Below are 19,700 nucleotides of genomic sequence, written 5' to 3' on the forward strand. Positions count from 1 at the left end.
ATCCACAATAATGACAACTGTCACACCTAAAATTCTGCCTCCCACGGCGTCGGCAACCAACCCACCTCTTTTAATCAGCGAACTGCTGGAAAGCGGCGTGCGCATGGGAGGGGACAATCAGATTGTTTACCGCGACATAAGCCGTCACAGCTACACCCGCTTTCAGGAAAGGGTTCACCAACTGGCTCACCTGCTGACCTCCCAGGGCGTGCAGGCCGGCGACGTGGTCGCGATGCTTGACTGGGATAGCCATCGCTACCTGGAAGCTTTTTTGCTGTACCGATGATCGGGGCGGTGCTGCACACGGTGAACATTCGGCTCTCTCCCGAGCAGGTTCACTACACCATGGAACACGCCGAAGACGTCTACGTTCTTATCCACTCGGACTTTATTTCCTTGTTGGAGCCACTTCACACGCGTCTGCCGCTTATTCGCGGGTATCTGCTTTGCCAGGACGAGCCAGAAAAGCCCGATACCACCTTACCCCTTGCAGGGGAATATGAAGCTCTGCTTGCCAGCCAGCCCACCCACTACAATTTCCCCACCTTCGATGAAAACGCCGTAGCCACGCTCTTTTATACCACTGGCACCACCGGCAACCCCAAGGGCGTCTACTTCACCCACCGCCAATTGGTGCTGCACACCCTGACCGAAGCCAGCACACTCCAGGCGCCCGGGTTTGAGCTTATCAATCGCGACAAGGTTTATATGCCGATCACGCCGATGTTCCACGTTCACGCCTGGGGCATTCCCTATACCGCGACGCTGCTGGGTGCTACCCAGGTCTACCCCGGGCGCTACGAACCCGAGATGCTGATCAAACTCCTGGTCAACGAGAAGGTCGATTTCTCCCACTGTGTGCCAACACTGCTCGGCATGGTAGTGGGTGCCGAGGCGATTGAGTCAGGCAAGGTGGATCTCAGCGGTTGGAAAGTGCTGGTAGGTGGTAGCCCACTCACACAGGCGCTGTCACGCCGCGCCTGGGAGCTCGGCATCGATACCCGCAGTGCCTACGGAATGTCGGAAACCTGCCCGCTTCTGACGGCAGATATTCTGCCTGAGGATATTAACAAGGCTGACTTCGAGACGCAGCTACCCTGGCGGTGTAAGGCCGGCATACCCATTCCATTGGTACACCTGCAGGTAGTCAATGAGGATGGCGAGCCATTACCCCACGACGGCGAAATTGTGGGTGAAGTCCGTGTCCGGGCTCCCTGGCTGACTCAGGCTTACTACAAAGAAGTTGAGCGCAGCGAGGTACTATGGCGGGAGGGTTGGCTGCATACCGGGGATGTGGCAACAATGGATGCTCGCGGCTTCCTCCAGATCCGAGACCGTATCAAGGACGTCATCAAAACCGGGGGCGAATGGGTTTCCTCGCTTGAGCTTGAAAACCTGATTGCCCAGTCCCCTGACGTTGCCGAAGTCGCGGTGATCGGAGTAGCGGACGATAAATGGGGTGAACGGCCGGCTGCGCTAATAGTACCCAGCGATCTTAATGCACCGCCAGAAAACGAGGACATTCAGGCATTTCTCAACCAGTTTGTCGAGCAGGGCAAGATCAAGCGCTGGGCACTGCCTTCTTTTATCCGTATCGTCGATGAGATACCCAAGACCAGCGTCGGCAAACTCGATAAAAAGCGTATTCGCCAGAATGTATGAGTACTGGCCAGTCAGTCAGGGCGTTGGCATCACGCTGGCACGCCGATAGGCGGCGGGTGAGTTGCCTGTCCAGATGCGGAATGCGCGGCTGAAACAGGCCTGGTCTTCAAAACCGAGCCGTTCGGCAATACCCACGAGCGGTTCGCTGCTGCGGGTAAGCGCCTCGACAGCCATATCACGGCGTAGCTCGTCCTTGACCGCCTGAAAGTGCGTGCCCTCAATGTTCAAACGTCGCGAGAGGGTACGCACCGACATATTCAGCGCTTCTGCCACCTCTTTTACATTGGCAGGAGGGCCCTTTCGCAGTAACGCATACTCCTTGACCAGATACTCCCGGACGCGGTGCGAAAATAGCCTGTCTTCAAAGGACACATAAAACCAGTCCGCCGGCGCCCGCTTGAGGAACTCACCGAGCTGGCGTTTGGTTTGACGAATAGGCTCTTCCAGCAGCGCGCGATCGAAATAGAACACCGTCTGTGGGCAATCAAAGGTGACGCTCCCCGGGTAGAAGTACAAATAATCTGCGCTATGCTGAGGCTTTGCGTAGGCACACTCCATCATCGCTGGAGGAATCTTGCGCGCAATCAGCCAAGAGGCAATACCATGAAAAAGCTTGAGCATCAATTCATGTATCAGCACGCGATTGCCATTCAATGGCTGCTTTTCAACCAATGCAATACGCGCCAGATCCCCTTCCGTGCTGTAATCGTAGGCAAATTCATCAAGCAGAATATGGAAAAACATCGTATAGCGATGAAGCGCCACCTTGAGCGTCGGCGCTTCCATTAGGCTTAAACACAGGAACTTGAGAGTACCGCCGCGCAGGGGCGCGCAAAAAACCCCGGTGTTTCGTCGTCGTACTCATTAACCAACAGCCGATAGAGGGTGGCAAACTGAGCGACCGTCACCCGACCGTGGGATGAATGCAGCAAAAAAGGTGAAATACCTGCACGCTTAAGGTAACTCTGCTGCGACATCGCTACCTGCGGCAAGCCATCAAACAATGACCTGACAAAGTGCATCGAGATGGTTGCTGTCAGAATGCCCTCCTATTACCGACTGAAAATACTTTAGAAATAGCATACTACATCGCCTACTCCACCCCCAGCGCGAGCGTCATGGCAACTTCGGCATTGTCAGGCGCTTGAGTACTTCAATATTTGTGCGGTGCTGAAACCACTCTTCATACAGCACATTGTCGGGTCAGGTTTGCTGTGTGCATTGCCTGAACGGCGTGATAGCTTGAACAGCGTGACAGAATTATACCCGTACATGACTTCGTATAAGTCATGTACGTATTAATCAGAAACCCCTTACCCACCTAGCAGGAGCCACCATGAAAGACTCAGATTCAACCAAGAAACAGCCTAGCGACGGCCAAGAGCCTAAACAGCCTGAATCAAACAGGATCAGCCCTGCCGAGCAGTTTTTATCGTCGGCGGCTTCACCCTGCTTCAGAAACTGCTGCTGGTCATCACCGGGCTCTTGACCCTGAGCGCCGCCGCCAACGAGTTGTTCGGAGTTTACCAGCGAGGCAACGTCGAACTGGCCGATATTCTGCTGCTGTTCTTGTACACCGAAGTCGTCGCCATGGTGCTGGTCTCCTACACCGGACGCGGCTCGCCGTTTGTCTACCCAATCTTCATTGCCATCACCGCCATTGCCCGCTTGATCGTTCTGCAAGGCAAGGAAATGAACCCGCAGAATATCGTGTTCGAGGCCGGTGCCATCGTCTTACTGACTATTGCTGCCACTGTATTAATGCGTTTGCCACGAGAATAGATAAAAGAAATAAAAAGGACAGCCCGTTATTCCCTATTCCCACCACCACCCTGTCATTCCCGAGTGGGGTTGTCGGGAATCCAATTTGAAATTTTCAGCAGAGACCAATCAAAGAGACGGTTAACGCTTGCCTGAACCTTTTGTCCAGAAACAGACATTCATTACACGCAAAAAACCCCGGATAATATCCAGGGCATAAATAAACTTAAAGAACAGTCAACCTTCCAATACAGCGCGTATTAGAAGTAAAAACGTGTACCGATCATAATCTTGGTGGCGGAATCAGAAAGCTCATCACCATCAAAATTAATGTCGTCGGTAGAAATATTGTGGTTAACTTCGCCAGCAATCGCAACATTGTCATTAATGAAATACTTGATGCCACCTGACAAACCAACACTTAGTGCTGTTACATCTTCAAAATCGACATCAGCGGTGTCTTTGAAGTCTTCATCAAAATCAAAATTAGCACTTGCCAGCCCAGCAGAGGCTCCTACATAAGGTACCCAGTTGGTGGCATTATTGAAGTTATATTCAGTAAACAGGCCCAGATCAAAATTCAGAACACTGCCTGTTGCGCCAACGCCAGATTTCACACCTACCTGCCAATCATCGCGAATAAAGCGACCATATGTAATATCGAGGTTCAGTTCAAAATCATCCTGTGCATCAAGGTCCAGATTTCCCTGCACACCCAGTTCCTGTGTGCCTTGCTCAAGACGTGCTTCAGCCATCATTGAGGTCATACCCAACACAGCAACAAACGTGGACAAAATAATATTCTTTTTCATTTCTTTTACCTCTACGCATTATACGTTTCATCTTGCAAAAAGTAGCAAGCCGCGCGGATGCTACATTAGCGCTGAACGAATGGATAGAGGATTTGACGCTACTTAAGCAACTTAACTAACAACAATTATTAAATAAAAAATGAATTTTTCTCAGCTGCCCAATTTGACCTTTTGGCCAAAGCCACGGTTTTAAATCAGAATGGATTCGTGATTACCCCATTCAGGTATGACGAGCGGGTGGCGAATTCCTCCGTGAGCATTCGCTGCCAAAATACCACGCCGAACCCGTAGGGTGAATTCGCGAAGCAATCCACCGTCTAGCTGAAGGCAATAACGTCTAATTCACCACCGACATTTTCTCCCAACCGGGTTAGCGCCACGCAACATAGGGCCGCTTCAGCTCGGGAATGGCAATAGCCAGCTCGGTCTCGACGTAAGAAGCTATTCTCTGTGAATTTGCATAAAGACCTCCTCGCAGGAGTCGGTATAACCGCTACCATAAGTGGCCGAGCGAAACGAGGTCCGGCGCAAGAAGTGCGTGTACTTAATGGCTTGGTTACGTGTTTGCATGATTAACCATCTTAACGTGAGGAACGCCCGTGCGAGAAGAATTGTAAACTGAGCCAGCTATATTTGGGGTAGCGGTGCAGGTAGGCTAGGCATCCGAAGGATTTCTGCTTGCCCGAGGAGAACAGCCAGTAGAAGGTATCCGAGCGTCAGCAGACAGATCAATACGGGATTTACTGGCGGTGCCTGCGTGTTACGCTGGAGCCAAGCATAAACCTACGCAGCATGGAATGAACAGACATCTTGTAGCGGCTCTCCGTCGAGTTAGGCGGACGTTTACACAGATTTTTAAAGCACATTTCGCTCGCTGCTCTGGCGCTGCCCGTAACAAACAGAGGTTTTCCAATGAAATACCAACTTGCCGACCTGCGTAATGGCCCGCATGGCGATATTTTCGATACCCCAGAGGCGGCCACTGCTGCGCTGCATAAAGCGATTAATGAAGAGGCGGAGGCCAACATCCGCGACAGCGATATGCTGCCGGATGAAGCCTATGCTCAGGCTCGTGACACCTACTGGGTGGTTGACGTTGTTGAATCTCGTTGAATCGAACCGGAGCTGACGCCGGTACCGTTCACAACATGGCCGTTGGCGCTGAGTCATCTAAAGCAGTCAACGGCCATGTTCATTCAGCAGATTTTAGTCGGCAGGGGTGTTCTTGAGGGCTTTTTCAAGGCGTTCGATTTCGGCCTGCGCATTGATGAGTTCGCTTGCATCATACTGCACGCCCAGATAGTAGATTAATTGACCCTCGTTATCATACAGCGGCTGAATCATCAGCCGGTTGTAGAACAGGGTGCCGTCCTTGCGGTAGTTGCGCAGCGTGACCTCAACGGGTTCATGCACTTTAAGAGCAGCGCGGATTTTATCAAGCTCGGGTTGATCACGATCCTCCCCCTGCAAAAAGCGACAGTTACGCCCCAGAATTTCTTCCTGGCTATAGCCGGTCAGCCGCTCGAAAATGCTGTTGGCATAAACAATCGGGGTATCCGGCTGATCCGGGTCAGAGAGCGTGACGCCATTGACGCAGGTATTCAGAATCTGTGTCAGTACATGTGGAATAACGCCAGTATCTTTATCAGGGATAAATAGCATGGTTTCTCCAGCCGAGGGGGTGCGTTATCAAACCTATTAGTCTGTTTTCTGTTGACCAAGTTCTCGTTCGGCCAGTGTTTTCAGATCGCGCACAACGCGATCCGTACCATCCTTGACGGCAACACGGATAAGTTTTTCAAATGGCCGCAACCCAAGGCTCAGGCGTGCCATTTCGAAACTGAAGGTGAGCCGCGTGTAATCAAAGTGCGGCTCAAAAAAGTAGTTGATTTCAAAAGGGTCTTTGATCCCTTTAAAACACACCCGACGTTCAGGCTCTAGTGCAATGACCTTAAAATCGGCCTCGGAACGGCGCCCTTGATCTATTCTCACCTGCCGCGCCGTCCATCCGACGGCCAGCGGCCCGCTGCTTAAAGGGGTCAGCGATTGAACTTCAGGCGACCACCGCGGATAGTTGCGGACAAAATCGGTCACCACGAAGTGAAAGATATCAGACACCGAACAGCGAATCAGGATACTGGATTGAGACTTCACCATCGTTCAAACACTTCCTATGAGGACGGTTGACGGTAGTTCGCCATGCTGCGGGCATTTGCGCGAACAGGATCATCACCAGGCCCTGTTGCAGGTAATCATCACAACACGCTAGCAGAAAGCCTGGCAGACCCTCAAGGCATTATTTGCCCGAGTGGCTGATATCATCAGATCCACGGTTGCATGCGACCAGAAGGCCTTAGGCCACCGTCCAGTAACTGTAGGCAACCCAAAGGATTGTCATTGTTTTTTTGCATCTCTTTCAGGCGTGTTTTTGTCATCGATGACGCTCCCATAATCTGCCTTTTGCCTTGAACGCATCACGCCCAGAGAGTGATGGCGCTTACTCCACCCCCAATGCTTTCACCACGGCATCCACGGGTTCCGAGTAGAAGCTGGTCTGGAACTTGGTGAACAGCTCACCGGGAATGGTCGGGATATCCACGGCGCTGCTCATCGGCAGGGTGACGCGCTTGCCACTTCATCAAAGGCTACCAGATCCCACATGCCGACCAGGCCAATCCGCCGAGAACTCATGTTGTAAAAGAGATTGGCCACCGTGGTCTGTCCGCCAGAAACCAGAATGCTGTTGGGCGAGCATTCCTTGTAAATATGGCTCTTACCGGTACCCCTCGGGCCCAGTTCGCAGACGTTATAGTTATTCTCGACAAAAGGAATCATCCGCGCCAGCAGGTGCCATTGTACGTTTTCGTCCAGCTCAGCGGGTTCCATGCCAATCGAGCGGATCAACATCTCGCGCCACTGGGCCGTGGTAAAGCCGCGCCGCCCTTCAAACAGCTCATCCATGTTCATGTGAGGCATCTGGATCGGCTTGAGCAGGCTGACGCCAAACGGTGATGCGGATTGGCCTTCCTCATGGAAATAACTCAGGGTAGCAATCACCCAGATGCCACCGAACGTTTCTTGGTCTTGAAGGCAGTGATGGGTTTATCGCCCAGCACCGTCTTATCGGTGGCGTCCAGGGCGCTGCGCTGAAACAGAAAGCCGTGGTCCGCCGTTACCAGTACGGTACTGGTGTTCAGGTGCATCAGGACCTTGCGGGTCAGCTGATCCAGCTCTTCAATGGCATCCTCCACGGCAGCGAAGGTCTCGCTTTCGGTGCTGGCGGAATCACCCCGAGCATCCACCACGTTGTGGTAGACATACATCAGCTGAACGCCCTTGATCTTCTCGCGACCCTGCTCCAGCGACCAGCACGCTATCACTACCCGGCTGATAGGCCAGTTCACGATGAGAAAAGAGCGCCGCCATGCCCAGGGTGGTGTAGCTGGGCACCACCCCCAGCTGGCTGCTCAGGCTGGCCTGACTGTAACGCTTGGTATTGATGCGCTCGCCCAGCTCCAGCTGCAGCTTCACCCCCAGGGTGGATCTGCCACCCATATTGATGACCTGCACCCCCTCCAGACCCAAGGTATCCAGGGTTTCAACAAAGTGGCCGGGGGTGTCGCACCAGAACACAATGCGGTGGCCATCCTGGAAAAACGCCTTGCGCAAGCCCTGCTGAAGTTGTTCGAGCTGCATCAGGCCTCCTTGCCGGTTCAGGAACAAACATCATGGCTTGTCTAAAAAGACAGGCATAACGAGAAATGAAGAAATATTATCATGCCAAGCATAATGGAGCCTGCCCGTCGTTCCCGCATGTTTTTAGCGGGAATGACAGATTAACGCTCCACCACAAAAGGCCGCTGTAGCTCGGGGATGGCGATCTTGTCGGTGCGCATATCGGCCAGCACCCGGCTGACGGCGGTTTGTTTGACTTCGTACTTGGCCATGTAACGTCCTTGTTGTCTCTTTTGAAAACCGCTTTAACCGGGCTTGCCCATTGCTGCTTCCAGGGTATACCAAATAGCGTCCAGCTCCTCCTGTAACGCTAGGCTTTTTACCTCTTTTATTGATATTGATAGATCGCCAACGATCAACTCCAGCCATGTCTCCTCGACAGTTACGCGATGGAAGCCATCAACACCCGCCACTTTCTCAAAAATAGCCTCTACGTCGGGAAAAGGATACCCGTACTTTAAGATCAGGCTCGCCTCTCTGCCAGTGATCTCCACCACTATGCTGTTTGACACGTTGGCTCTCTGGTTTGTGACTGTAAAATTTTTTAAATGCGGTATGTTGAGGGTGCTGTTTCTGTTTCGTCGATCCTAAAAAAACGGGTTTCAATGGCAATTTTCTACAAACTCGTTAGGTGTTACCTAAAAAATAACGAATTTTCGCGGCTGCTCTTTGGCTAATATTAAGTAGTTATGCAAAAGTTATCGTGTTATCTACGCCATAACCGTTACAGACGCCTTTCACCGCCTGACAGAGCCTATCGAAAGAGCTATAGGCCGTCAGTGGTAACCAGCGATATTTGATTTCACGCCAAAGAATTTCGATCAGATTCAACTCAGGCGAGTATGGCGACAGATAAATCAGGTGAATACGGTGGGTCATCCAATCAATGATTTTCCGTCGAAATGCCTTGGAGTGATGCATTTTGGCATTGTCTAGCACAACAACAGCGAAGGCATCAGGATCTTTCTGTGCTGCAAATTGGTCAAACGCCTCTATAACCGTTTCACTATTCACCGTGTCCATTGTCATATGATGAAAGAACATCCCTTTTCTGGATAAAAAACCTAATACATTCAATCTCTTGCTATGAGAGTAAGCAGTGACTTCCCAGGGTTGCCCTATTGGGCTCCATGCATAAGGCAGTGATGAAGACTGCGAAAATCCAGTTTCATCAAAGAAGTAAAGATCACAGGTGCCGCTGTCTTCCCATTCTTTCAATGCGTTGATCAGGCCTTGCGTATTGCGGAAATCTGTCTCGTCACGCCGTGCCTTCAGCGAGTAGCGAACACGTTTACAACTGTTACCGTTTTTTTAGAGCACGACGTAGGGTATCTCGACTGACCACTTTCCCGGTTTTTCTTGAAACTTGGCATGCAGCACCGGCAACTGATGAGGATGATCTTCAACAAGCTGCTGCAATAACGCTATCTCGCCATCATTGAGAAGGTTTGGCCGCCCGTCGCGGGGTTTGTCTTGCAGACCGTCAATACCGTCTGCTTCCCACTGGGATAGCCATGTCGATACCGTATCGCGCTTGACCCCGAGAATGTCACGAATTTGATTGATCGTGTGCCCTTTATGGCTCAATAAGATGGCATGAGCGCGACGGCGTAAGGCTCGCTTTTCACCGTACTGATAAGCGTTATTTACAATGCGCTGTTGGTCTGGTGTCAAAGAGATGAAGCGTAACGGCTTGGACATGATGTATCTCCTCGTTGAGTTACATCTTTATACCCTATAATTATTGCATAGGCACTTAGCTTGGAAATTCTGAAGCAAACTCAGTAATCAATTTGCTTTTACCACTGCCTGTATCTCCCACGAGCAGCATGCATTGTTGTTCACCACCCAATAGCTGGTTGTTTTTTAAACGATGCAAAGAGTTCATTGCTTTAATTAAAGCCGCATGTTTAACAAAACAATTTCTAAATTTAACCAGTTGAGAGCGACTATTTTCAGGAAGCATAGCATTCATTCGTAAGGCTCCACATCATCAGCAATATTGTGCCAATCATCAACATGTTCAAAAATTTTTGAATCTGTCAAGCCGACTTCTGAAGAGTCACACATAGCATTATCTCTACTTTTCAAGTCACGATGCACACTTTCAAAAGTCGTATCACCATCAGTATCCACGCCTATGAAAGCAGCAACGCTTTTCATTCCTTTTAGGTTACTTTTCTTCTTGGCTAAAGCATTTTCCTTTATATCATCCATTCTCTCGCTGAGCTTCATATTTGCAAGTGCAAGCCCCTCATAATCGGTATTAATTTCTATATAATTATTCAACAACCTTCTCATGACTTGGTACTGGAAAATAGAGACGCCCTCTAACTGAAACTCCTGGCTAGTAGCATTAACCTTAATATACTTCTCCAATTCAGGTAAGAATACATACACAAAAGAAACATCAGACGGGTCTCGCTTAACACAAAGCTTATGCTTTTTCTGACCAGGAGGCGGGGGATGATTTTTTCTGAACTCTACTAGCATTTCGCTGCTATAGCTTATATGATCTACCTCTATCCCAATTGGTCGTAAATCGCGATAGACGGTAGGAAAACTTTCGATTTTAAATCTTTGTTTTTCAGCTCCTTGGTAAACAACTGGTGGAAAATCTTGACACCCAATCTGCCAAGATAAAGCAGGTATATTGGTTCTACGTTTATTTGGCTGCTGATTATAAATATCTACAACCCATATATGAAGCAGATGTAAAAATCTGTCAAATGGTAATAGCGCATCTTTCTCAGGGTCATAACCTTCTAAATCTTTTGCACTTGAGAAAGTTTTTCCCGGTATTTGATGAATAAACTCTGTATTGTAGGTGTTAAATATTCTCTCGACTAAAGGTTTTTTCCATGGCTGTCCAACTGGATTGTACTCAACGCTCATTCCTATTGAGGCAGAAAATCTCTCAAGATCTTTCGACCAAAACTCTGCGCCGTTATCAACAACAAGTGTTTCAATACGCCCTTGACATGGCCAATCTTTTTCGATATCGGGGTACTTTTCCAACAAGTCTTTTTTGTCCAAACACGCATTTAATACTGCACACCTGACAGAATTATAGCTCGGCCCTCTAAAGCTTAAATAAAAACCTACGATACATTTACTAAATGTATCAACCAAAACAGTTATAAATGGCCTTCCAATAGGGACATTCAAGTTATCATCAAGCAAGATCAAATCAAGAGCGGTATGATCGATTTCAACACGCTCCATAACCCTAGTAGATTTTGTAAAGCTATTGATCAATCGATACTTTTTATCTGCATATCGTTTACCATAACGCTTCAAATCACAAATATAAGGTGGAAGCTTTTTAACCCTATCGTAAAAGGCACTTTGCCCAACAGCTACAAACTTATCATCTGGATTTTCATTGTTATGGACTATTATTAAATCCTTGTAAAATTGATAAGTGGTCGCAACAGACCCCCTCACTCTTGTAAGATATTTCTTTTCGATTGCGTCCCAAAAAAGTATCTTTTGAAAAAGATTCAAAATCACAAAAATTATTTTTTATAGCTCTCACATCAACCAAGGAAAGCAAATCTTTACCGGCACGATACTTTGCATTCCATCTAGCTACGCTTTGCCAACCAGGCTTTTTATCTATAACACCTTCATTATACAATTCATAGATAATTGGCTCTATATTCTTCTTCGTCCAGCCTCCATTAAGCTTTTTATTGACCAATTTTATTACTTTATACCTGAACAAAGCTTTATCGGCGCACTCCTCATCAAGATCATCTATTGTTATGAATGCCACATCCTCAATTTCATCACGGCTTTTCTTATTCTCTGTATGAGAGAAATCTATGCCTGCTAAAGACTCATCAAAAAAGGATCTTCCAACATATGCCACCTCATGCCCAAAGAAGCAAATCGTCACCAATTTCTTTTTCCAATATATTGGCCTTTAATTTCCCAGAGGCTATTAACGAAACCAGTGAGCTAATAACTCTAGGACGGAAACTGATTTCATATAGAGCACAAATTTCATGCACGAAAATGGGGAGTGTGTTTTTACAAGGTCATAAACACTATCATACAACTCACAATGGCTTTGAAAACCAGCGTAACGATGTAGCAGCTTAAAATTATTCAAGACTGGATATTTTCTGATTTGAAGCTCAGTTACTAAGCTCAGCTCGAAACCTAACTGGCATGCTGCTTCTTTTTTTGCCTGGAATTTTTGAACAAATTCTGGATGGAGGGTTTTACTATGGGGTTTGACCTCAATAAAGGCTACTTTTTGATTATTATTTATTATCTTAAAATCAGGAGTATAAGGGTTAGTTTTCCCGTGAATTGAGTAAGTAAAGCCTATAGGCTGGGCAATGAAAGACTTAACTTGGGGGAGTATTCAAAATGGTAGCAGGCATCAAATTCTAGGGAAGACTCTACAGTGTGAGCAGAAGCAGTTTTGAAGCTAGCAAATTTGTAGAGGTTCTTGACACGGGAATGACGGAGCTTACGCCTGTACATGACAACACCCCATTTCGTAGGTTTACTACAAAAATAGGTTATGTCACGAGAAACCGCAAATTATGTCATTTTATCCGGAATTTATGTCAAAACAGACCGGAAACGACAGAAATGGAGGCGGCCCCAAAAGCCACATCCCGGCACACGCAGCCACCACTACCGTTGCTCCCTTCCGGGCCTGGCGGGGTTTGCAGTTTAGCGTTGCGGGAGGACCTAAGGGGCCACCATAACGGCGCTGTGTAGAAGAGTGCGCCTACGCTGTGGTGGCTACGCCCTGATTTGAACAGGGGACCCCATCATTATGAGTGATGTGCTCTAACCAGCTGAGCTACGTAGCCTTTTCCCTCACAGCGGGTGCAGATTATGCATGCTTGGTTAACGAAAGGCAAGCCTTGCATGTGAAGAATCTTTGGCCTTGCTCATGGGAAGAACCGACATTCCAGGCAGGACTTGCTGAACGCCGCACTATTTTATTGATTGAACGTTCAATAAAAAAATGCCACCATATGGCTTTCATTTACGCCCGGATGGCAGACCTGCCTTTAGGGTGTTTCAGGTTATCAGGAGATTGCTGTGCCTAAGGTAGGAATGGAGCCAATACGCCGTCAACAGTTGATCAAGGCCACCATGGAAGCCATTGACGAAGTGGGCCTGGCGGAAGCTACTGTTATTCAGATTGCCCGCCGTGCGGGCGTCTCCGCTGGCATTATTAGCCATTATTTCGGTGGCAAGAATGGCCTTTTAGAGGCCACCATGCGCCAGATTCTGACAGACCTTAACAATGCCGTGGCAGCGCGGCGCAAGGCGCTGGAAGACGATACGCCCCGCGCCCATATCGGCGCCATTATTGAAGGCAACTTCGACCGCACCCAGGTCACTGGCCCTGCGGCCAAAACCTGGCTGGCATTCTGGGCCAGCAGCATGCACAAGCCTCTGCTGCAACGCTTGCAGTACGTCAATGATCGCCGCCTATATGCCAACCTCTGCTACCAGTTTCAGCGGGTAATGCCCCGCCGTGATGCCAAAAACGCCGCCCATGGCCTGGCGGCCATGATCGACGGCCTGTGGTTGCGCGGTGCGTTGGCACCCGAAGGACTTGATGCCGCCGAAGCACGCTATCTGGCCCATACCTACCTTGATCAATTACTGCGTCATCATGGCTGCCACCAGTCGGCCTCTACCACCCCCACGTATTAACAGGAGACCAACATGGCCACTCAGGAGATTCAGCCGCTTTATATCAACGGTCGCCCAGTAAGCGCCACTTCCGGCGAAACTTTCAGTGTTTCCAACCCCTACGATGGCAGCCATCTGGCCACCATCGGCCAGGCAAGCCAGGCCGATGTAGATAGCGCCGTGGAAGCGGCCCAGCGCGGCCAGCGCGAGTGGGCCACCATGAGCGGCATGCAGCGCGCACGCATCATGCTGCGCGCCGTTGAGCTACTGCGCGAGCACAACGATGAACTGGCCGAGCTGGAAACCCGCAACACCGGCAAACCGATCAGCGAAACCGCCAGCGTCGATATTGTGACCGGTGCCGATGCGCTGGAATATTACGCGGGCCTGGCTCCGGCGATTGAAGGCAGCCAGATTCCGCTGCGCGATAGCTCTTTTGTCTATACCCGTCGTGAGCCACTCGGTGTGATTGGGGCGATTGGCGCCTGGAATTACCCCATCCAGATCGCCTGCTGGAAAGCTGCCCCTGCCCTGGCAGTCGGTAACGCCATTGTTTTCAAGCCCAGCGAAGTGACCCCGCTGACCGCCATCCGGCTGGCGGAGATTTTCACCCAGGCAGGCCTGCCGGATGGCGTATTCAACGTGGTACAGGGCGATGGTCGCGTAGGCGCCATGCTGACTGAACACCCGGGCATCGATAAGGTTTCCTTTACCGGTGAAGTGGGTACAGGCAAGAAGGTCATGGCCGCTGCCGGTGGCTCGACGCTTAAAGACGTCACCATGGAGCTGGGCGGAAAATCACCACTGATTGTGTTTGCTGACGCCGATCTTAACCGTGCTGCGGACGCTGCCATGATGGCCAACTTCTATTCCAGCGGCCAGATCTGTACCAACGGCACCCGAGTATTTGTTGAGCGCAGCGCCAAAGAAGCTTTTGAGGCCAAGCTGGTTGAGCGAGTCAAGCGTATCAAGGCCGGCGACCCCATGGATCCAGAGGTCAACTTCGGCCCCCTGGTCAGCTTTGAGCATCAGGAAAAAGTGCTTTCTTATATTGCCATCGGCCAACAGGAAGGCGCCCGCACCCTGGTCGGCGGGGAAAACTGGGACAGCGGCGACTGGGCCAAAGGTGCCTGGGCTTCCCCGACGGTGTTCACCGACTGCACTGACGAGATGCGTATTGTTAAAGAAGAGATTTTCGGCCCGGTGATGTCCGTGCTGGCCTTTGATGATGAAGACGAGGTGATTGAGCGCGCCAACAATACTCATTACGGCCTGGCCGCTGGGGTATTCAGTGAAAGCCTCAACCGTGCGCATCGGGTTATTCATCAGTTGCAAGCTGGTATCTGCTGGGTCAATACCTGGGGCGAGTCACCGTCTGAAATGCCGGTGGGTGGCTACAAGCAATCAGGCATTGGCCGCGAAAACGGTATCGAAACCCTTAACCACTACACCCAGACCAAGTCTGTGCAGGTTGAGATGGGTCCGTTTGAGTCAGTGTTTTAAGGAGACCCCATGTCTGAACTACGTGAATTTGACTACATCATTATTGGCGCAGGCTCGGCGGGTAACGTTTTGGCCTCTCGGCTGACCGAAGACAGCGACGTCAGCGTCCTGCTGCTGGAAGCCGGCGGCCCCGATTACCGTTTCGATTTTCGCACCCAGATGCCTGCGGCGCTGGCCTACCCGCTGCAGGGCAAGCGCTATAACTGGGCCTTTGAGACCGACCCGGAACCGCACATGGATGGACGACGCATGGAATGCGGCCGCGGCAAAGGGCTGGGCGGTTCCTCGCTAATCAACGGCATGTGCTACATTCGCGGCAATGCCCTGGACTACGACAACTGGGCCAAACAACCTGGCCTGGAAGACTGGGATTACCTCAGCTGCCTGCCCTACTTCAAAAAGTGCGAAAACCGCGATATCGGCCCTAACGACTATCACGGTGGCGACGGCCCGGTCAGTGTGGCCACGCCAAAAGCGGGCAACAACCCGCTGTATCGCACCTTTATTGAGGCTGGCAAGCAGGCTGGTTACCCGGAAACCGAGGACGTCAACGGCTACCTGCAGGAAGGCTTCGGCCCTATGGACCGTTTTGTCACTCCTAAGGGGCGGCGGGCATCCACCGCACGCGGCTATCTGGATATCGCCAAACAGCGCAGCAACCTGACCATCGAAACCCATGCGGTCACTGATGTGATCGAGTTTGAGGACAAGCGTGCCGTGGGCGTGCGTTACCAGCGTAAAGGCCAGACGCACCAGGTGCGCGCTCGCCGCGAGGTCTTGCTGTGTGGCGGGGCGATTGCCTCGCCGCAGATCCTGCAGCGCTCTGGGGTGGGTAACCCTGACTGGCTGAAAGAGCTGGATATCCCAGTGGTTCATGATCTGCCAGGCGTGGGTGAGAACCTGCAGGATCACCTTGAAATGTACATTCAGTATGAGTGCAAGGAACCGATCTCCCTCTACCCGGCGCTGAAATGGCACAACCAGCCCAAGATTGGCGCGCAGTGGCTGTTTAATGGCACAGGGGTCGGCGCCAGCAACCAGTTCGAAGCCTGTGGCTTTATACGCAGCGATGATGCGGAGGAGTGGCCGAACCTGCAGTACCACTTCCTGCCCATCGCAATCAGCTACAATGGCAAAAGTGCCGTTCAGGCCCATGGCTTTCAGGCTCATGTGGGCTCGATGCGCTCCCAAGCCGCGGGCGTATCCGCTTGACCTCTAAAGACCCTCATGCGGCGCCCAGCATTCTGTTCAACTATATGTCCCAGGAAAAAGACTGGCAGGAATTTCGCGATGCCATTCGCCTGACCCGGGATATCATCGCCCAGCCGGCGTTTGACAAGTACCGTGGCCGTGAAATTGCCCCCGGCCCGGATGTACAGAGCGACCAGGAACTCGACAGCTTCGTCAAGCAGCATGCCGAAACCGCTTATCACCCCTGTGGCAGCTGCCGCATGGGAGAAGACGAGATGGCGGTGACCGACGGCCAGGGGCGCGTTCATGGCCTTGAAGGCCTGCGGGTGGTAGATGCTTCCCTGTTCCCGGTGATTCCCACCGGCAACCTTAATGCCCCGACTATCATGCTGGCGGAAAAGATTGCCGACCAGGTGCGCGGCAAGACGCCCCTGCCCCGTGCTCAGGTCGATTACTACGTTGCCAGCGGCGCGCCTGCCAAACAGACCTGAAAAATACGCACTTTCTGGTCAAAATCGCGGTCAAAACGCCATGGCATCTTGTCATGGCGTTTTTTTGTTGCCGGTAAATAACACCAAAAAACTTGCACTCGCCGCCCGGCCTCTGCCAGTATTCAAACATGCGTTTAAATTCTTCATTTCACAATGACCCTGACGCTACCTAACTCAAATAACAGGAGTGCGCTATGTCCACTTTACTAATCATCCTCTTGGCGATTATCGGCCTGCTGGTGGTGATGCGCCGCGAAGCAGGCGCCAAGGCCGCCCTGGCAGTGCTGGTGGTGCTCGGTGTTGTCGGCCTGGCGCTGGGGGCAGCCGTCATCGGCACCGTCCTGCTGATAGGCGCCGCAGTCACGGCCATCGCCGGTCTCCCCGCCCTGCGCCGTCAATGGCTGACGCCGCGAATCTTTGCGATTTTCAAGAAGGTCGCGCCCAAGGTCTCGGATACCGAACGCACCGCGCTGGAAGCCGGCAGCGTTTCCTGGGATGGCGAGCTGTTTTCCGGCAAGCCCCAATGGGAAAACCTGCTGGCCTTCAAGGATGACGGCCTGCGCGATGACGAACAGGCGTTTCTGGATAAGCAGTGCACCCAGGCAGCAGGTATGTGCAACGCCTGGGATATCGCCCGTGAGCGCGCCGACCTGCCTCAGGCGCTTTGGGACTATCTGAAGAAGGAAGGCTTCTTCGGTATGATCATTCCCAAGGAATACGGCGGCCTGGGCTTCTCAGCCAAGGCACAGTCCATGGTGCTGCAAAAGCTTTCTTTCAATGAAACCCTGATGGTTACCGTCGGCGTACCTAACTCCCTCGGCCCAGGTGAGTTGCTGCTTAAATACGGTACGGATGAGCAGAAAAACCATTATCTGCCGCGCCTGGCCGATGGACGTGAAATCCCCTGCTTTGGCCTGACAGGCCCGCGTGCAGGCTCGGATGCCACCTCCCTGCCGGATACCGGCATCGTCTGCAAGCAGATAGTGGATGGCAAAGAAGTGTTGGGCGTACGCCTGAATTTTGAAAAGCGCTGGATCACTCTGGCACCGATTGCCACCGTGGTTGGCCTGGCGTTTCGTCTGTTTGACCCGGACAAGCTGATCAGTGAGGAAGAAGATCGCGGTATTACCCTGGCGCTGATTCCGCGTGAAACCGAAGGCATGGACATTGGCCGTCGTCACCATCCGATTGGCAGCCCCTTCATGAACGGCCCGATCAAGGGCAAGGATGTCTTTGTCCCGCTGGATACCATTATCGGTGGCAAGGAAATGGTTGGTGAAGGCTGGCGCATGCTGGTGGAGTGCCTTTCCATTGGGCGCTGCATCACCCTGCCCTCCGGCGCAACAGGAATTGGCCGCTATGCCCTGGGCTGGAGCGGTGGCTTTACCCGCATTCGCCGCCAGTTCAACGTGCCGGTGGCAGAAATGGAAGGCGTTCAGGAACCCCTGGCGCGAATTGCCTCGCTGGCCTATATCTCGGCAGCGACCGTCTATCAGACCGCCAACCTGATCGATCATGGCGAAAAGCCGGCGGTACCCTCGGCGATACTGAAAAGCCAGTTGACCGAGTTCCAGCGCGTGCTGCTTAGTGATGCCATGGATGTTCACGGCGGCAAGGCCGTCACCCTGGGGCCACGTAACTATATCGGCATTGGCTACAGTGCCAACCCGGTGGCGATTACCGTGGAAGGCGCCAATATCATGACCCGTAACCTGATGATCTTTGGTCAGGGAGCGATTCGTTGCCATCCTTATGTGCTTGAAGAATTGGCCGCGAAAGATGCCAACGACGTCAAGGCCTTTGATAACGCCTTCTTTGGCCATGCCGGCATGATTTTTGGCAATGCTGCTCGCGCCTTCACCCAAGGGCTGGGGCTGGGCAAACCGGCGGTTCCCTTTGAAGGTCCAGCCAAGGCCTATGCCGAGGATATTGCCCGGCTTTCTGCAGGCTTCAGCCTGTGTGCCGATGCGGCCATGGCCAGCCTGGGGTCATCCCTGAAGAAACGCGAAATGATCTCGGCACGCCTGGGAGATGTACTCTCCAACCTTTACCTGGCGTCCATGGTACTCAAGCAGTGGCAAAGCAGCGACAAGGTAGACGGTGAAGAAGCCCTGCTGCATTACAGCTGCCGTTTCCTGTTGCAGCGTGCCGAGCAGGCGTTTGTGGAAATTTTCGACAACCTGCCCAACCGTGCGCTTGGCAAGGCGCTGAAGGTTATGGTCATGCCCACCGGTCGGCGCTGGAATAAACCCCATGACGATCTGGCGCGTGCGATTGCCCAGCGGGTCTCCACCCATAGCGCTCTGCGCAGCAAGCTGATCGACAACACCTGGAGCCAGGATGGCGAGGTGCGCAACCCGCTGGCCCGCTATAACGCCTTGCTGGCGGACTATGAACGGGCTGAAGCCCTATATCGCACTGTTAATAAGGCCTATGCCAAGGGTGAACTTCCGCCAACCGCCTTGCACCCTGAACAGCGGATAGAAGCCGGCCTGGAAAAGGGCTTGATCAGTGCAGAGGATGCTCAGTTCATGCGCACTTTCGAAGCTGAAGTACTGGAAATGCTGACCGTCGATGACTTCGCCTATGACGCTTTTGCCAACGACAAGTCCACCCTGATTGATCACAACGCTAAAGTGTCCAAAAGCGCGGCGGCTCAACCCGAGGCTGAGACCAGCTAGGAAGCCGCGAGCGCTCAATCGCTTTAATTGATCAACCTTTAGCCCCGGAGAAATCCGGGGCTTTTTTGTGCGTGATCGTCGTCTTTATTTCTACATACTCATCAGATAACGATAATTGAAAGTGTTTGGTTTCGAACATTGGTATTAAGACGATAGTCTAAACAAGCTCTCAAGAACCTTTCATTCCAATG

The 19,700-nt window shown here is 51.7% G+C and carries 15 protein-coding genes, 1 tRNA gene, 1 other RNA gene and 5 pseudogenes; 7 read left to right on the forward strand and 15 right to left on the reverse strand.

Annotation, left to right across the window (positions count from 1 at the left end; all coding sequences use genetic code 11):
- The first annotated feature begins 10 nt into the window (after positions 1-10).
- A pseudogene (locus tag HLB35_RS10950) lies at positions 11-1,662 on the forward strand (fatty acid--CoA ligase).
- A gap of 15 nt (positions 1,663-1,677) precedes the next feature.
- Here HLB35_RS10950 and HLB35_RS18905 read toward each other — a convergent pair.
- Together HLB35_RS18905 and HLB35_RS18910 are read right to left on the reverse strand one after the other, a co-directional pair.
- Positions 1,678-1,917 (reverse strand): helix-turn-helix domain-containing protein, encoded by a 240-nt coding sequence (locus tag HLB35_RS18905; protein WP_422822450.1) that lies wholly within the window; start codon positions 1,915-1,917, stop codon positions 1,678-1,680.
- Between the two features lie 240 nt (positions 1,918-2,157).
- Positions 2,158-2,684, reverse strand: a pseudogene (locus HLB35_RS18910) (AraC family transcriptional regulator ligand-binding domain-containing protein); the annotation flags it as partial.
- A gap of 442 nt (positions 2,685-3,126) precedes the next feature.
- Here HLB35_RS18910 and HLB35_RS10960 point away from each other — a divergent pair.
- On the forward strand, positions 3,127-3,444 hold the full coding sequence (locus HLB35_RS10960) for a phosphate-starvation-inducible protein PsiE (protein WP_268895916.1): 318 nt from the start codon (positions 3,127-3,129) through the stop codon (positions 3,442-3,444).
- A gap of 239 nt (positions 3,445-3,683) precedes the next feature.
- On the opposite strand, the gene HLB35_RS10965 is transcribed toward HLB35_RS10960, so the two are convergent.
- A complete protein-coding gene (locus tag HLB35_RS10965) occupies positions 3,684-4,235 on the reverse strand; it encodes an opacity family porin (RefSeq protein ID WP_171702606.1) in 552 nt (183 codons plus the stop codon).
- A 912-nt stretch (positions 4,236-5,147) separates the two neighbouring features.
- On the opposite strand from HLB35_RS10965, the gene HLB35_RS10970 reads away from it, so the two are divergent.
- The gene (locus HLB35_RS10970) at positions 5,148-5,348 is read left to right on the forward strand and encodes a hypothetical protein (RefSeq protein WP_171702607.1); all 201 of its coding nucleotides are present in this window, start codon (positions 5,148-5,150) and stop codon (positions 5,346-5,348) included.
- A 93-nt stretch (positions 5,349-5,441) separates the two neighbouring features.
- On the opposite strand, the gene HLB35_RS10975 is transcribed toward HLB35_RS10970, so the two are convergent.
- From HLB35_RS10975 to HLB35_RS11030, 12 genes and pseudogenes are all read right to left on the reverse strand, one after another.
- Complete coding sequence (locus tag HLB35_RS10975; protein ID WP_171702608.1) at positions 5,442-5,897, reverse strand: PAS domain-containing protein; 456 nt, start codon at positions 5,895-5,897, stop codon at positions 5,442-5,444.
- A 36-nt stretch (positions 5,898-5,933) separates the two neighbouring features.
- Entirely contained in the window at positions 5,934-6,392 is a 459-nt protein-coding gene (locus tag HLB35_RS10980; protein WP_171702609.1) for an SRPBCC family protein, read from the reverse strand.
- A 450-nt stretch (positions 6,393-6,842) separates the two neighbouring features.
- Positions 6,843-7,292 (reverse strand): BREX system Lon protease-like protein BrxL, encoded by a 450-nt coding sequence (locus HLB35_RS10985; protein ID WP_479694264.1) that lies wholly within the window; start codon positions 7,290-7,292, stop codon positions 6,843-6,845.
- Positions 7,289-7,931, reverse strand: a pseudogene (locus HLB35_RS10990) (PglZ domain-containing protein). The gene HLB35_RS10985 and the pseudogene HLB35_RS10990 overlap by 4 nt, the downstream one beginning before the upstream one ends.
- Positions 7,932-8,215: 284 nt before the next feature.
- Complete coding sequence (locus HLB35_RS10995) at positions 8,216-8,482, reverse strand: hypothetical protein (protein WP_171702610.1); 267 nt, start codon at positions 8,480-8,482, stop codon at positions 8,216-8,218.
- A gap of 175 nt (positions 8,483-8,657) precedes the next feature.
- A pseudogene (locus tag HLB35_RS11000) lies at positions 8,658-9,671 on the reverse strand (IS630 family transposase).
- Positions 9,672-9,726: 55 nt separating this feature from the next.
- Positions 9,727-9,945 (reverse strand): TniB family NTP-binding protein, encoded by a 219-nt coding sequence (locus HLB35_RS11005; RefSeq protein WP_235937142.1) that lies wholly within the window; start codon positions 9,943-9,945, stop codon positions 9,727-9,729.
- On the reverse strand, positions 9,942-11,417 hold the full coding sequence (locus HLB35_RS11010) for a DDE-type integrase/transposase/recombinase (RefSeq protein ID WP_171702611.1): 1,476 nt from the start codon (positions 11,415-11,417) through the stop codon (positions 9,942-9,944). The genes HLB35_RS11005 and HLB35_RS11010 overlap by 4 nt, the downstream gene beginning before the upstream one ends.
- Positions 11,359-11,871: a hypothetical protein gene (locus HLB35_RS11015; protein WP_171702612.1), complete on the reverse strand. Its 513-nt coding sequence runs from the start codon at positions 11,869-11,871 to the stop codon at positions 11,359-11,361. Before HLB35_RS11015 ends, HLB35_RS11010 begins: the two co-directional genes overlap by 59 nt.
- A gap of 45 nt (positions 11,872-11,916) precedes the next feature.
- On the reverse strand, positions 11,917-12,345 hold the full coding sequence (locus tag HLB35_RS18915; protein WP_422822451.1) for a TnsA endonuclease N-terminal domain-containing protein: 429 nt from the start codon (positions 12,343-12,345) through the stop codon (positions 11,917-11,919).
- A gap of 243 nt (positions 12,346-12,588) precedes the next feature.
- An RNA gene (gene ffs / locus HLB35_RS11025) (signal recognition particle sRNA small type) lies at positions 12,589-12,685 on the reverse strand.
- Between the two features lie 43 nt (positions 12,686-12,728).
- Positions 12,729-12,805: transfer RNA gene (locus HLB35_RS11030), tRNA-Met, on the reverse strand.
- Between the two features lie 235 nt (positions 12,806-13,040).
- Between HLB35_RS11030 and betI the strand changes: the two genes are divergently transcribed.
- The 4 genes and pseudogenes from betI (at position 13,041) to HLB35_RS11050 (ending at position 19,509) form a co-directional block, all read left to right on the forward strand.
- On the forward strand, positions 13,041-13,664 hold the full coding sequence (betI, locus tag HLB35_RS11035; protein WP_328731634.1) for a transcriptional regulator BetI: 624 nt from the start codon (positions 13,041-13,043) through the stop codon (positions 13,662-13,664).
- A 12-nt stretch (positions 13,665-13,676) separates the two neighbouring features.
- Positions 13,677-15,146, forward strand: coding sequence for a betaine-aldehyde dehydrogenase (betB, locus tag HLB35_RS11040; protein ID WP_171702613.1), 1,470 nt, complete (start codon positions 13,677-13,679; stop codon positions 15,144-15,146).
- Positions 15,147-15,155: 9 nt separating this feature from the next.
- A pseudogene (betA, locus tag HLB35_RS11045) lies at positions 15,156-16,828 on the forward strand (choline dehydrogenase).
- Between the two features lie 194 nt (positions 16,829-17,022).
- Positions 17,023-19,509, forward strand: a complete 2,487-nt coding sequence (locus HLB35_RS11050) for an acyl-CoA dehydrogenase (RefSeq protein WP_171702614.1) — start codon at positions 17,023-17,025, stop codon at positions 19,507-19,509.
- The last annotated feature ends 191 nt before the right edge of the window (positions 19,510-19,700 follow it).

Source organism: Vreelandella azerica (assembly GCF_013112225.1).
GTDB classification, from domain to species: Bacteria; Pseudomonadota; Gammaproteobacteria; order Pseudomonadales; family Halomonadaceae; genus Vreelandella; species Vreelandella azerica.